This is a genomic window from Marinifilum fragile JCM 15579 (assembly GCF_001310955.1).
In the GTDB taxonomy this organism is placed as follows: domain Bacteria; phylum Bacteroidota; class Bacteroidia; order Bacteroidales; family Marinifilaceae; genus Marinifilum; species Marinifilum fragile.
The window spans coordinates 291,359-304,574 of the sequence record NZ_BAZX01000002.1; the positions used below are offsets into that span (position 1 = coordinate 291,359).

The 13,216-nt window shown below is 33.7% G+C and carries 14 protein-coding genes; 5 read left to right on the top strand and 9 right to left on the bottom strand.

Annotated elements, in window-relative coordinates:
- Window positions 1-657, top strand: coding sequence for an outer membrane beta-barrel protein (locus JCM15579_RS03145; RefSeq protein ID WP_054715592.1), 657 nt, complete (start codon window positions 1-3; stop codon window positions 655-657).
- Here the strand turns inward: JCM15579_RS03145 and JCM15579_RS03150 are convergent.
- The 4 genes from JCM15579_RS03150 to JCM15579_RS03165 form a co-directional block, all read right to left on the bottom strand.
- Entirely contained in the window at window positions 654-1,268 is a 615-nt protein-coding gene (locus JCM15579_RS03150) for a deoxynucleoside kinase (RefSeq protein WP_054715594.1), read from the bottom strand. The genes JCM15579_RS03145 and JCM15579_RS03150 overlap by 4 nt on opposite strands.
- 23 nt (window positions 1,269-1,291) lie before the next feature.
- Window positions 1,292-1,906: a deoxynucleoside kinase gene (locus JCM15579_RS03155; protein WP_054715597.1), complete on the bottom strand. Its 615-nt coding sequence runs from the start codon at window positions 1,904-1,906 to the stop codon at window positions 1,292-1,294.
- Between the two features lie 100 nt (window positions 1,907-2,006).
- Complete coding sequence (locus JCM15579_RS03160; RefSeq protein ID WP_054715600.1) at window positions 2,007-2,684, bottom strand: hypothetical protein; 678 nt, start codon at window positions 2,682-2,684, stop codon at window positions 2,007-2,009.
- A 96-nt stretch (window positions 2,685-2,780) separates the two neighbouring features.
- A complete protein-coding gene (locus JCM15579_RS03165; RefSeq protein WP_054715603.1) occupies window positions 2,781-4,292 on the bottom strand; it encodes a GH3 auxin-responsive promoter family protein in 1,512 nt (503 codons plus the stop codon).
- 132 nt (window positions 4,293-4,424) lie between these two features.
- Between JCM15579_RS03165 and JCM15579_RS03170 the strand changes: the two genes are divergently transcribed.
- From JCM15579_RS03170 to JCM15579_RS03185, 4 genes are all read left to right on the top strand, one after another.
- Complete coding sequence (locus tag JCM15579_RS03170) at window positions 4,425-4,967, top strand: CvpA family protein (RefSeq protein WP_054715606.1); 543 nt, start codon at window positions 4,425-4,427, stop codon at window positions 4,965-4,967.
- Window positions 4,967-5,986 carry a DUF3667 domain-containing protein gene (locus JCM15579_RS03175; protein WP_054715609.1) on the top strand — a complete coding sequence of 340 codons (1,020 nt, stop codon included), beginning with the start codon at window positions 4,967-4,969 and terminating at the stop codon, window positions 5,984-5,986. Before JCM15579_RS03170 ends, JCM15579_RS03175 begins: the two co-directional genes overlap by 1 nt.
- Window positions 5,987-6,088: 102 nt before the next feature.
- Complete coding sequence (tyrS, locus tag JCM15579_RS03180; protein WP_054715612.1) at window positions 6,089-7,381, top strand: tyrosine--tRNA ligase; 1,293 nt, start codon at window positions 6,089-6,091, stop codon at window positions 7,379-7,381.
- A gap of 75 nt (window positions 7,382-7,456) precedes the next feature.
- The gene (locus JCM15579_RS03185) at window positions 7,457-7,921 is read left to right on the top strand and encodes a DUF4625 domain-containing protein (RefSeq protein WP_054715615.1); all 465 of its coding nucleotides are present in this window, start codon (window positions 7,457-7,459) and stop codon (window positions 7,919-7,921) included.
- 47 nt (window positions 7,922-7,968) lie between these two features.
- On the opposite strand, the gene JCM15579_RS03190 is transcribed toward JCM15579_RS03185, so the two are convergent.
- From JCM15579_RS03190 to JCM15579_RS03210, 5 genes are all read right to left on the bottom strand, one after another.
- Complete coding sequence (locus tag JCM15579_RS03190; RefSeq protein WP_054715618.1) at window positions 7,969-9,189, bottom strand: GAF domain-containing SpoIIE family protein phosphatase; 1,221 nt, start codon at window positions 9,187-9,189, stop codon at window positions 7,969-7,971.
- Window positions 9,190-9,316: 127 nt separating this feature from the next.
- Window positions 9,317-9,886 carry an elongation factor P gene (efp, locus tag JCM15579_RS03195; RefSeq protein ID WP_054715621.1) on the bottom strand — a complete coding sequence of 190 codons (570 nt, stop codon included), beginning with the start codon at window positions 9,884-9,886 and terminating at the stop codon, window positions 9,317-9,319.
- A gap of 147 nt (window positions 9,887-10,033) precedes the next feature.
- Entirely contained in the window at window positions 10,034-10,798 is a 765-nt protein-coding gene (locus tag JCM15579_RS03200; protein WP_172677351.1) for a DUF3108 domain-containing protein, read from the bottom strand.
- A gap of 17 nt (window positions 10,799-10,815) precedes the next feature.
- On the bottom strand, window positions 10,816-11,529 hold the full coding sequence (gene tsaB / locus JCM15579_RS03205; protein WP_054715628.1) for a tRNA (adenosine(37)-N6)-threonylcarbamoyltransferase complex dimerization subunit type 1 TsaB: 714 nt from the start codon (window positions 11,527-11,529) through the stop codon (window positions 10,816-10,818).
- A gap of 207 nt (window positions 11,530-11,736) precedes the next feature.
- On the bottom strand, window positions 11,737-13,134 hold the full coding sequence (locus tag JCM15579_RS03210) for a TolC family protein (protein ID WP_054715634.1): 1,398 nt from the start codon (window positions 13,132-13,134) through the stop codon (window positions 11,737-11,739).
- Window positions 13,135-13,216 lie beyond the last annotated feature (82 nt).

Genomic DNA, 13,216 nt, shown 5'->3' on the forward strand with positions numbered 1-13,216 from the left:
ATGATCAAGCGATATTTATTCTTGTTTTTAGTTCTGAGTTTTTCTTTTGAATCTTATTCTCAGTACTACAAAGATCAAAACTATTTTATTGGTGGATCAATGGGTTATCAATTGCCTTTAGGTGATTTTGGAGATCAGGCAAATGGAGGTCCAAACTTTCGTTTGACTGGGAGAAAAATGCTGAACAAGAAATTAAGTGTTGGTGCAGAATTGTCTTTTAGTCTGCTAGGACAAGATAAATTCTGGGATGGAAGCCATTTGGGAAGTTATGATGTAAGCTATAATATTGGTTCAGCATTGCTACGAGCATCATACTATTGTGATGCTTGGGACAGAGATTTTAAGCCTTATGCCTCCCTTGCTTTTGGATATTTCTATTATCGGAATGAAATAGATTATACAGCTTCTTCCTTAGGGTCAAGCAACGATAAGCGAACTATTACTGAAAATAAAGTTGGTTTGGCTCCAAATATTGGATTTTTATATCACATATCTGATACATGGAGCTTTGATATGAATCTGAGGTATACATATATCCCTAACTTTCCTGATTCGGTTATAGCGAAGGATGAAAATGGAGAGAATTATCAATATTATTTAGGATTCGATAAAATATCACTCCCCGAATTATCAATAGGTTTCTTCTACAGGTTTTAAAATAGTCCATGAATCTTTGCTTCAACTTTATCCACAATACTGTTTAAATCAGCTGGATTTTCAAGGAAATCGATGTTGTCAGCATCCACAATTAGCAAATTTCCATTTTTGTAGTTGGAAATCCAGTTTTCATATCTGTTATTCAAGTTCTTCAAATAATCCAAGCGGATAGTTTCTTCGTAATCGCGACCTCTTTTTTGAATTTGATTAACCAGCGTAGGCACCGAAGAACGCAAGTATATTAATAAATCGGGTGCCTGAACCATTGAACTCATTAGTTGAAACAGGTTACAATAGTTTTTAAAGTCGCGTTCCGACATTAAACCCATATCGAATAGGTTAGGAGCAAATATTTTGGCGTCCTCGAAAATGGTACGATCCTGTACCACATTTTTTCCCGAATTACGGATTTCCATAATCTGGTTAAAGCGGCTTTTTAGGAAATAGATCTGCAAATTGAATGACCAACGTTGCATGTCGTCGTAAAAATCATTCAGGTAAGGATTTTCATCCACATCTTCATAATGAGCTTCCCATTTGTAATGTTTAGCTAATAATTCTGTTAAAGTAGTTTTTCCTGATCCGATGTTACCAGCTACGGCTATATGCATTGTATTATAATTATCTGTTACAATTAAAAAAGTCCATGAAGTTGAGCATCTATTTTAGTGATTACAGAGCTCAAATCTTTGGGGTTATTTAGAAAGTCAATATCATCAACATCAATGATTAAAAGTTTCCCGTTTTTATAACCATTGATCCAGGCTTCATATCTTTCATTCAATCTCTTTAAGTAATCCAATCGAATGGTTTCTTCATAATCACGACCTCTGGCCTGAATGTGTTCTACTAGTGTAGAAATAGAAGCTCTTAGATAGATCAATAAATCAGGTGGTTGAATTAAAGAACTCATAATATTGAAGAGAGACAAGTAATTGTCAAAATCTCTTTTAGGCATCAAATTCATTGATTCAAGGTTTGGAGCAAATATGTATGCATCCTCATATATTGTTCTATCCTGTATGATATCTTTCCCAGATTCGCGTAAAGCTAAAACCTGATTGAATCTGCTATTTAAAAAATGGATTTGCAAGGCGAACGACCAACGATTCATATTATCGTAAAAGTCATTTAAATATGGATTGTCGTCCACATCTTCGAAATGAGCTTCCCAGCCGTAATGTTTTGCTAATAATCCAGCCAGAGTTGTTTTTCCGGCACCAATGTTTCCCGCTACAGCAATGTGCATGTTTATGTTTAATTATTAGTGGAAAAATGCAACTAAAATTAGTAATATTTTTTTGGATATCAATTCCTTATTAATTAGAATAAATGTACTTGGTTTTTAATCAGAAACTTATGATTTTAATTGATATAGAATTTTCATTAGAAATGAAAATTCTATCCTTATTGCATCTGATTATTGCCTTAGAAGAATCTTCTTTTGTATGAATTAATTGATCGGATTGATTTAAAGTATGATATATATGGATACCAGTTTTGTTCTGATAATAAATGTGGTTTCCTATTAGCTGGAAGTCTTGAATATCTTGAAAAGATAGTTTTCGAACAAATTGACCATTTTGATCCAACTGCAAAATGCCTTTGTTTTCGTAGAGTAGATACAAATAACTATTGTGTTCAAACATTTTAGTGATTTCAGCTTCATCAAAAAAGGATCCCAACAAAATCGATTGAGCAGCTATTTCGCCATTGTTGGTTATGTGAAAGGCTTGCTTTTCTATTGAATTGTACATCCAAAAACCACCTATTTGAGAATTGCATACAAATTCAGTTTCGTTATCCGAAAAATCATATAAATCGATTTCATTGCCAATGTTTGATAATTTATTGTTCAGATAAATAATCTGGTTGAAATCTCGATAAAACAATAAAATTCTCAAAGGATCTGAGACATCAATAGAACTGATGCTTCCGAATGAAGAATCAGAAAAATTACAAACTAGTTTTCCCTCGGAATTGTACTTTGATAATTGTGACCCATTTACCACATATACATTTTCCATGTGATCAATTTCGAAGAAATCACATGTAGTGTTAATTTTTGTAGGTTGATATAAGTTAAGGACAGATAAAAACCAGATGAGTAAAACCTGCATATGCTATTGGTTGTCTTTAAGCAATTCTTCAATTAATGTTCGATTATTGGATAAACGAGGAACTTTATTTTGCCCACCAAGTTTTCCTTTCGATTTTAACCAGTTGTAAAATAATCCTTTCTTGGCAATGCTTACAATTGGCTTTTCGAGTGTAATGTTTTTGTATCGTTTGGCTTCGTAATCCGAATTCAGACTCATTAATGCATTGTCCAGTATGTAATTAAATTCATCAATGTTTTGTGGCGCTTGCTCGAATTCGATCAACCACTGGTGTGTTCCTTGCTGGTTTTTATCCATGAAAACCGGAGCTGCAGTATATTCCTTAATCACCGAATTGGTTTTAGTACAAGCTATTTGCATTGCTTTTTCGGCATTATCAATAATTAACTCCTCACCAAAAGCATTGATATATAGTTTTGTCCTTCCTGAAATTTTAAACTTAAATGGCGTTTTTGAAGTAAAATGAATGGTATCGCCAATTTGATACCTCCAAAGTCCTCCATTGGTTGTAATAAGCATTGCATAATTTTTATGCAATTCAACATCCTCAAGGCTTATGGCTATAGGATGTTCATCATTCACATTTTCCAGTGGAATAAATTCATAATAAATTCCATAATCAAGCATTAGTAACATGGCTTCATCATCCAGATTATCCTGAATCCCAAAAAAACCTTCCGAAGCATTGTATGTCTCCAAGTAATTCATCTGAGATGAAGGTAATATCTCTTGAAACTGCTCACGGTAAGGTGTAAAACTTACACCACCATGCACGAAAAGCTCCAAATTTGGCCAAATTTCATGGATGTGATTTTTGCCTGATACTTTTAGAATATGTTTCAGTAGAACCAAGAACCATGACGGAACGCCAGAAAGACTGGTGACATTTTCGTTAAGTGTTGCCTCAGTCATTTTATGCAATTTTTCCTCCCATTCATCCAGCAATACGATTGACGTATCAGGAGTACGAATGAAATCAGCCCAGAAAGGTAAATTTTGAATCAAGATGGCAGACAAATCTCCATAATAAGAATCATTGTTGATGTTATTGATTTGATGACTACCTCCCAGAGTTAATCCTTTTCCGTAAAGAATTCCAGTATCAGGATAAAGCGATGTATAAATGGCTAAAATATCTTTGCCTCCCCTAAAATGGCAATCTTCAAGTGCTTCTTTACTAACAGGTATAAATTTGCTTTTTGAATTGGTAGTACCCGATGATTTTGCAAACCATTTGATTTCTGAAGGCCAAAAAATGTTTTGTTCACCATTTCTAAGGTGTTCAATTTGTTTTTCAATGTCTTCGTAGGTTAATATAGGAAGTCTATTCTTAAAGTCTTGCAGTGATTGCATCGACTTAAAGTCGTACTTTCGTCCCCATTCTGTACCAGATGCCTGGTTCAGTAAATGGATAAGAGTTTCTTTCTGGATTTCAATAGGATGCTCCTTAAAAAAATCTATCTGCGAAAGTCTTTTGGTATTTAACCAGCTGACAAGAGAGTTGATAAATGCCATTTTTTAGTGTTTTTGCTGTCTTAAATATAAATAATTTTAACAGGTATATTGTCTTAGTTCATTCTAAATTAAGGCCATTATGTTGGTTTTTCTTATCTTTGATCGTCTATTGATAATTATAACTAACCCATTATGAACATACTTGATATCCTTATTGGTTTGCCTTTAATTTACGCCATATATAAAGGATTTACTAAAGGGCTAATTATTGAAGTTGCAACTTTACTAGCTTTAATTTTAGGAATTTACGGCGCCATTCATTTTTCAGATTTTACTGCAGAATTTATTGAAAATCGATTTGATTACCATTCAAATTACATGGGAATTATTGCTTTTATTGCTACATTTTTAATAATAGTGATTGTATTAAATGTTTTGGGTAAGATGTTGAATTCCTTAATTGAGGCCGTGGCTCTAGGTATGGTAAATCGATTGTTGGGAGTTGTGTTTGGATTGATAAAAGGGATTCTCATAATAAGTATATTGGTATATTTTGTGAATTTTTTAGATCAGAAATTCGATTTCATTTCGAAGGAGAAAAAGGAAGATAGTTTGTTCTATCAGCCAATGGTCCAAATATCCGAAACCTTATTTGATATATTTGGCTCCGATATAGGAGATACCACTGAAAAAATAAAAGAAGAGGTCCAAAAACAACTACCTGTTAAAGTGTAATGAAGCAAAGAATTAAGAAGTATATAAGGAAATTACCTAAAAGAAGAGTTCAGCATTTCGAAGGATTTTGTCCCAATTGTGAGTTCCCTGTAAATGGGAAATTTTGCTCGAATTGCGGTCAGTCAACTAAGAGTTTTCAACGTCCGTTTTGGACTGTTGTGTCCGAATCTGTTGGCGATGCACTATCTGTAGATAATAGGCTAATACATACTTTGGTGCCTCTGTTTTTAAAGCCGGGTTATTTGACCCGAGAGTTTATGCGAGGGAGAAGAGCCAGGTATACACCACCTTTTCGTTTGTACCTGTTTTTAACCTTTTTTGCTTTTTTGTTGCTCGCCTATAATCACAAACCAGAAAGTGCAGCAGCCAAAGAGTTAGCCATTGAAACTGATGATGGTAAGAAATTGGATATGGTGTCTTTCTTGGAAGAAATGGTAAAGGAGGAGGAGTATGATGTAGATAGTCTGAAAGTAGACTCCTTGGCAAAGGTCGATGAAAAGAGTGGGATCGTAACAATTAATATTGGCAAGAAGAATGTTGCCAAAGATTCTTTGAAAGGAGCTGAGAAAAATGTGAACAGCCTGATAGAAAACAGTAAGGTGAAGAAATTAATTGAAATGTGGAAGTTAAATCCTTCTCTGATGATGGATAATGCATTCAAGAAATTATCACAAACGCTATTGGTAATTCTGCCTCTTTTTGCATTGTCTTTGGCTTTCTTGTATATCAGGAGGAAACACTACATGCTGGAACATTTGTTGATTTCTCTCAACTTTCATGCTTACATCTTTGTACTTGTTATTATTAGTGAATTATTACTGATGTTGAATGTGGAGTTTCTGAATTCATTGGCCATATATCTTTACTTATTAATTCCAATTCAATTGTTTTTGACCATGAAATTCTATTACAAACAATCTTGGGTAAAGACCTTTTTTAAGTTTGTGTTTGTTTCCTTTATCTATAATATTTTATTTTTTACAGGAATTATTATAAGCTTGATTTCAATGTTAGCTTAAGAACCAATTTAATAGGGGAAAAGAAACGGTAAAATTCTTATCTTTGTCGTTCGATTAAAAAAATAGGATAAATATATCCAAGTAAGGAAAAAAATAGAAAACATGAATTTTATTGAGGAACTACAGTGGCGTGGCATGATTCACGATATGATGCCAGGAATAGAAGAACAACTTCAAAAAGAATTGACATCAGCATATGTGGGAATTGACCCAACTGCAGATTCTCTTCACATTGGTCACTTGGTTGGTGTAATGATGTTGAAGCACTTTCAGGTGGCAGGACATAAACCAATTGTATTGGTTGGTGGTGCCACAGGTATGATTGGTGATCCTTCGGGAAAATCTCAGGAAAGAAACTTGTTGGATGAAGAAACTCTTCGTCACAATCAGGAGTGTTTAAGAGCGCAGTTGTCTAAGTTTATGGATTTCGATTCAGATGCTGAGAACGCTGCTGAAATGGTGAACAATTATGATTGGATGAAAGATTTTTCATTCCTTGATTTTATTCGTGATATTGGAAAGCACATCACTGTAAATTACATGATGAGTAAAGATTCAGTAAAAAAGAGATTAAGTTCTGAATCAAAAGTAGGAATGTCTTTTACTGAGTTTACTTACCAGTTGGTTCAAGGAACAGACTTTTTGGAGTTGTACCGTTCCAAGAATTGTAAATTACAAATGGGTGGATCGGATCAGTGGGGAAACATCACTACTGGTACCGAATTAATTAGAAGAAAAGAAGGAGGAACGGCATGGGCCATTACCTGTCCGTTGATTACTAAAGCTGATGGAGGTAAATTTGGTAAAACTGAATCAGGAAATATTTGGTTAGATCCTAAACGTACTTCTCCATATAAATTTTACCAATTTTGGTTAAATACTTCGGATGAAGATGCAGAGAAATATATCAAGATTTTTACTTTGATTCCAAGAGATGAGATTGCTGCTTTGGTTGAAGAGCATAATGAAGCACCACACTTGCGTAAACTTCAGCAACGTTTAGCTAAAGAGGTAACCATTATGATTCACTCTGAAGAGGATTACAATACGGCAGTTGAAGCTTCTCAAATTTTGTTTGGTAAAGCAACAGCTGATGTATTAAAAAAACTGGATGAGGATACTTTCTTGTCAGTTTTTGAAGGAGTTCCTCAATTTAATGTTGATAAATTAGAATTCGAAGCAGGAGTTGATGTTTTGGAACTTTTGGCAGTTAAGGCTGAAGTATTTCCATCAAAAGGAGAATTAAGAAGATTGTTCAAAGGAAATGCAATTAGTATTAACAAGGAAAAGGTTCAGAATGCAGAGTTAATAGTAACAAAAGAACACCTTATTGCGGATAAATATTTTCTTGTTCAGAAGGGGAAAAAGAATTATTTCTTAGTTGTGGCTTGTTAATTTGATGGTATTGCTTTATTTTTAGAGGATAAAGTAAAAATCAAAAACCAAATCATAACCAAAAAATTGAAATTTATGAAACTATTAAAGTATGCCTTAATGGTATTGTTCTCTGCAGGAATGATGAGTTGTGGCGGCGGTGGAAGTGATGATCCTGTGGATGAGAAAAAACCAACAGGAAGCATTTCAAGTGCAGCAACTGTAAACGCAGGCGATAATTATACTGTATCATTTTCAGCAAGCGATGATATGGAACTTAAATCATACAGAGTACAAATAGCATTTGAAAATGCAATTGGTATGACTGTAAAAACTTATCAAGATTTCTCTTTTGATTCAAATTCGGACTTAACAGATGCTGATGGAAATAAATTGCCAAGTATTGATGGGAAGAAAACAGCAAGTGTAAGCTTTCCAGTTTCGACTCGTTTTGGAGAGAATACTGTTGCAAAAAAAGGAATGTACAAATTAACAGTTACATTAACCGATGCTTCAGGAAAAACATCTGATCCCGTGACTAAGGATTTCCAGATTCAATGATTTGAATTGAAAATATACAAAAAAGGATCGGCCAGCCGATCCTTTTTTTATGCTTTAAACTCTATTCCAAACAAGGAAATATCATCTACTACAGCTTTATTTTTTTTGCCAAGATCTATGTGTCTGGTCAAATCAAGAAATGTATCTCTCAGGTTTTTATTGTTTGAGAATAAGTTGCTTATCAATTTCATACCTATCTCCATTTTATCACCTACCTCTAATTCAACTAATCCATCTGTAAAGCAAAGTAATTTTGAATGATCTTTAATGGTAACTTCTCCTACCGATACCTTTGGAATTTCATCAAGCATTCCCAAACCAATACAACCTTTTCTTAATTGTGTAGTCTCTTCGGTTTTGTAATTATACAAAATTGGAGGATGATGACTTGCATTTACATATCGAAGTTTTCGAGTAGCATAGTTGTATATACCTATGAAAAGGGTTAAGAATTTTTCATCGCTAGAGCTTTCACAAACCTTTTGATTTAATTTATTCATCAAGTCGTCCAACGGAGTATCCGGGTTAAAAAGAGCTCTTAGGGTAGCCTGGAAATTTGACATGATTAAGGCTGCAGGAATTCCTTTTCCGGAAACATCGCCAATACAAAATCCCAATTCCTGATCATTAAAATTGATAAAATCGTAATAATCGCCACCAATTTCGAAATGAGGTTGGTAATAACCTTGAGATGCAACATACCTGTTTTGCGGCAACGAGTTTTGATTCGGAATTAGTAGGTTCTGAATTTTAGATGCAACTTCCATTTCTTTTTTAATAGCCTCCTGAGCGATCAATTGCTTGTGCATTCGCTTGTTCTCCATGGCTACAATTATAATATTCGAAATGGTTTGTATAAAAGTCAGGTGCTTAATGGCCGGACTCATTCCTTCCATTTCTTCATCTATATCGCCAATAAGAATATAGGCAAGAACTGATTTTTTATGAAATACTGGAATTAAGAAATCAAATATGCTAAGATGTTCAGGAAAGTCAGTTGAAATATAGGTAATTTCATCATGTCTTGCCAAGTCTGTTTCGATTTTGATTGTATCAATAGTATCGTTGTTAACGCCCAAAATGAGCAATTTCTCCCAGGCAGAATTAAATTTAAAAACAACAATTTTACCTATTTTAAGCTCATTAAAAAGAATGTCTTTGTATTGTTTTAGTAAATCATCAACCGACAAGTTTTCGTTAATTGCTTGTGTGATTTTCAGTATCAGATCTAACTTAAACTTACTGTTTACGCTTCGTTGCTTAATCACTATAGTGGGGTTTTAAAGATAAGGTTACCACTAATGTAGTAAATAATGGTACTACAGACAATTCGATGGAATGGAATAAAAAAAGGATTCCATTAAGAATCCTTTTTATATGATAAGATTACAGATATTAAGCTTTTACGCGCTCAACATAGCTGTGATCACGAGTGTCAACTTTAATAATATCACCAGTATTGATGAACAAAGGAACCATAATGGTTGCTCCAGTTTCAATGGTAGATGGTTTTAATGAGTTGGTTGATGATGTATCGCCTCTAAGTCCTGGTTCTGTATAAGTAACTTCCATAGTTACGTGCGCAGGTAGTTCTGCATAAAGTGGAGTTTCAGTATCAGCGTGTACTACCACCTCAACAGGATCTCCGTCTTTTAATAAATCAGGAGCATTAAATAAAGATTCTTCAAGTGCAATTTGTTCATAAGTTTCTGTGTGCATCAGGTTGTAACCCATGTCATCTTTGTAAAGAAACGTATGTGGACGTCTTTCAATTCTTGCAACATCAACTTTAACTCCAGAGTTAAATGTGTTATCGATAATTTTGCCAGTTTTAACGTTTTTAAGCTTAGTTCTTACGAAAGCTGGACCTTTTCCTGGTTTAACGTGTTGAAATTGAATAATTGTATATAAATCATCCTTATAATGGATACACATTCCATTCTTAAAATCTGCAGTACTTGCCATGATATAATGAATTTAATTTTATAATCGTTTTCAATTTATAATGAGCTTTCCACCTCATTAATTTTTGCAAAAGTAATTGAAACAATTAATAATCTAAAATATTAAGTGTTTTTGTTTGATGTAGATAGCTGTGAGAAATAAAGAATTTTAATTTTCACGAAGCGAACTTGTTGAAAAATTTGAAAAATTTATCAGATCGCAACGAAGAGATCCTAAAAATAAATCGAACTGGACTCGCACCGGAATTTTGTTGGCATCTGCGGAAATCCAGATTTTCATATCATCTTCATCCTTAAAAGCACGTCCGGTTTGAACAATGGGAATAAACTTGTAACACTTTACATTTCCAATTTTGCTATTTATATTTTCGTATCCCATAAATCTAAATTGCAGCAGAAACTCTTCATCTGCGAAATAAGTTTGGATTTTAATTATTTGACCAATTTTTAAATCTGAATTAAAATGATACGCCCTAGCAAAATAAAATGCTGAAAGGATATCATGAATCCCTACGGGAACATCTTTAATTCCCGATCGTTGACTATTAATTTGATTTTTTTCTCGGTCAAAGGTAACCTCGTTATATCGTTTATAACTTCCTTCTTTGATATCCCGAATAGCTTTTATCGGAAGCAATGTTTCTTTATCGAAATAGCTCTCGTAGGTATCCTTAACCCGGTAAAGGGTATTGAATAAACCAACAGTACGTCCCGTTAAAGCAGCATGATATACTTCTTTGCCATCAATTTTATCGAATTTAAGTTTTAAGCTGGCTTTTCCACCTCTTACAATGCCATAATGGATTACATATTTTAAATGTTCCCCTTTGTCAGCTAATGTTGCAGGAGTATTAGAATATGCACTTGTTGATAGTGCAAATAAGGAAATTAAAAATAGTATAAATCTCAGCATACGCATTGTCTTTGTTCTTACTTAAAGATATTCTTTTTAGGCGTTGTTGCTACAAAATCTTTCAAATAAAAAGGTTCAAAATAAGCAACATCTTCCAATTCGTTTTTGTTGAATTTATCCTCTGCCAATTCAATCATTCCAACAGCGGTTGCATTTACATCATCAAGAAAGATGCCATTTTCATTTGCAATAACATTTTTACATTTTCCTGAACCATCACCAAAGAAAATAATCTCTTGCTCCGAAAGTTCATTTGCAAATGAGTTTTCATCAATAATATCAGCAGAAATATCTTTTACCAATTCAGCTTTTGCGTTGTAGAATGCTGTATAAACCTCCATTCTTCTGGCGTCAATCATAGGGCAAAACAAAGCTTTTTCCGGATTCTTAACCACAGATGATAAATCAGAACTGTTTTGCAAGGCTTTTGTCATTGATTGTAATGTGCTAACTGCTATTAAAGGAATTCCTGCTCCGTAGCAAATGCCTTTGGCTGTTGATACACCAATTCGCAAACCAGTATATGAACCAGGTCCCATGCTAATTGCTACACCATCTAAATCAGCCGTGCTTAAATTGTTTTCTTTTAATATATTTTCGATGAAAACAGTAAGATGGCTTGCATGTTTCATGCCTTCTTTGTTTTCTTTTAAAGCCAATAAGTTCCCGTCTTTTCCTAATGCAACAGAGCAAATTGCTGTTGATGTTTCGATATTTAAAAGTAATGCCATGTTCTATTTTTTTAAATCACTGCAAAATAAAGGATAAAATGGGAAACTAATTACAATTGCTTAAATAAAATTACCTAATATTTATTGCTAACAAACTTATTGATATTAGGATAGCATTAATTTAATTTTAAATTGTACCGTTTTTAAAAAGAAAACTCCCGACTAATAAATCAGCTGGGAGTTTCGAGTTGTTATGTGTAAACTTGATTATAATTTTATCTCAATGCCATTGTAAAAGTCAAGAATCTTTGTTCTGAAAATGTATTCGTATTTTGCTTGAAGCAAGTTTGATTTGGCTTGAAACAGGTTGTTTTTTTCCTGGTTGTAATCAACGGAGTTTACCAAGCCTAAGTTAAATTTTTCTTCGGTATAGCGGAATGCTTCTTCGGTTGAGGAAACAGCTGTTTCGCTTGAAAAATATTTGTTCATTGCCGCTTTAGCATTTGCATGAGCCTGTTGAATTTCTTTTCTCAAGTCATTTTTTCTGTTTTCCATATTCAACTTAGAGCGATCGATATTAATTTTTGCATTGGCAATATTTCTGTTAACAATACCTCCATTAAAAATAGGAATTCGTAGATTGAAACCAAACGATTTTCTTTCACGATTTGATAACTGATCTCCAAGTTTCATTTCATTACGAATAATAATTGGTTGAGGTCTATTTTCATCATCTAAAATTAAATCTCCATTTTCATCTTTTAAAAGTCCTCTTTCTTGAAAGTCTTTAGAATAACTTGAACCCCAATATCCAGACATAGAAAGCGATGGAGCTCTTTGGCCTTTTGCAATTACAAGTCCTTTTTCAGAACTTTCCAACCTGTATCTTGCAGCTTTCATCTCAGGTCTGAATTCCAAGGCATTAATGAATACGGATTCAGGATCGACCATAGAACGAGTTGCATTCAGTACTGGCAATTCAGGAATTCTAATGTCGAATACTGTAGGATTTTCAAGATCTAGTAATTGTGCTAAATCAAGCAATGCCAAATCAAGATTATTTGAAGCATTAACTACTTCAAGTTCTTCTCGAGCTGCTTGTGCACTTTGTTCCATCAGAGTTCCTTTTGGAAGCGTTCCTGCTTCAACCAAAGCTTCAGTTCTTTTAATTTGTAGCTTGGTTACTTTCAATTTTTCTTGAGCAACTTGCAACAGTTCTTTATTGAAAAGTATATTCAAGTACGATGATGTAATGTTTAAAGCCAAATCTTCTTTCGCTTTTTCTACATCTTGAAGGCTGGCCTTTAAGTCAAGCTCATTTTGTTTTATTGAATTGTACTTTTGAAAGCCTTCGAATAGCGTTACACTTGCTGATAATCCAACAGAACCACTTTGTGTATTCATATCACCATAAGTGTTATCTGCTGTCAGGGTGCGACCATAGCTAAAGTCATACCCTGTGTTACCATTTAAATTTGGCAATAGATCAAACTTCGATTGTTTTGTATTGTTAGCTTGAACTTCAGCATCAAGTTTTCGAAGCTGCAAATCAATATTGTGTTCTTTCGCATAGTTGATGCATTTTTCCAAGCTCCATTTTTCTTGAGCATTTACAGAAGAGAATATAAATGCAATCGCAATTAGCGGTAATAATAATTTTTTCATTTGCTTAATGTTTTATAATCCGTACTACGGTTTAGGCAATTATAAAAACGATTTTGATATGATAAATATGAGCAATATTGAG

Bases quoted from the DNA above. Each gene is read 5' to 3' on its own strand.
- JCM15579_RS03145 (WP_054715592.1), top strand. From the start codon at position 1: ATGATCAAGCGATATTTATTCTTGTTTTTAGTTCTGAGTTTTTCTTTT.
- JCM15579_RS03150 (WP_054715594.1), bottom strand. From the start codon at position 1,268: ATGCATATAGCCGTAGCTGGTAACATCGGATCAGGAAAAACTACTTTA.
- JCM15579_RS03155 (WP_054715597.1), bottom strand. From the start codon at position 1,906: ATGCACATTGCTGTAGCGGGAAACATTGGTGCCGGAAAAACAACTCTG.
- JCM15579_RS03160 (WP_054715600.1), bottom strand. From the start codon at position 2,684: ATGGAAAATGTATATGTGGTAAATGGGTCACAATTATCAAAGTACAAT.
- JCM15579_RS03165 (WP_054715603.1), bottom strand. From the start codon at position 4,292: ATGGCATTTATCAACTCTCTTGTCAGCTGGTTAAATACCAAAAGACTT.
- JCM15579_RS03170 (WP_054715606.1), top strand. From the start codon at position 4,425: ATGAACATACTTGATATCCTTATTGGTTTGCCTTTAATTTACGCCATA.
- JCM15579_RS03175 (WP_054715609.1), top strand. From the start codon at position 4,967: ATGAAGCAAAGAATTAAGAAGTATATAAGGAAATTACCTAAAAGAAGA.
- tyrS (WP_054715612.1), top strand. From the start codon at position 6,089: ATGAATTTTATTGAGGAACTACAGTGGCGTGGCATGATTCACGATATG.
- JCM15579_RS03185 (WP_054715615.1), top strand. From the start codon at position 7,457: ATGAAACTATTAAAGTATGCCTTAATGGTATTGTTCTCTGCAGGAATG.
- efp (WP_054715621.1), bottom strand. From the start codon at position 9,886: ATGGCAAGTACTGCAGATTTTAAGAATGGAATGTGTATCCATTATAAG.
- JCM15579_RS03200 (WP_172677351.1), bottom strand. From the start codon at position 10,798: ATGCTGAGATTTATACTATTTTTAATTTCCTTATTTGCACTATCAACA.
- tsaB (WP_054715628.1), bottom strand. From the start codon at position 11,529: ATGGCATTACTTTTAAATATCGAAACATCAACAGCAATTTGCTCTGTT.
- JCM15579_RS03210 (WP_054715634.1), bottom strand. From the start codon at position 13,134: ATGAAAAAATTATTATTACCGCTAATTGCGATTGCATTTATATTCTCT.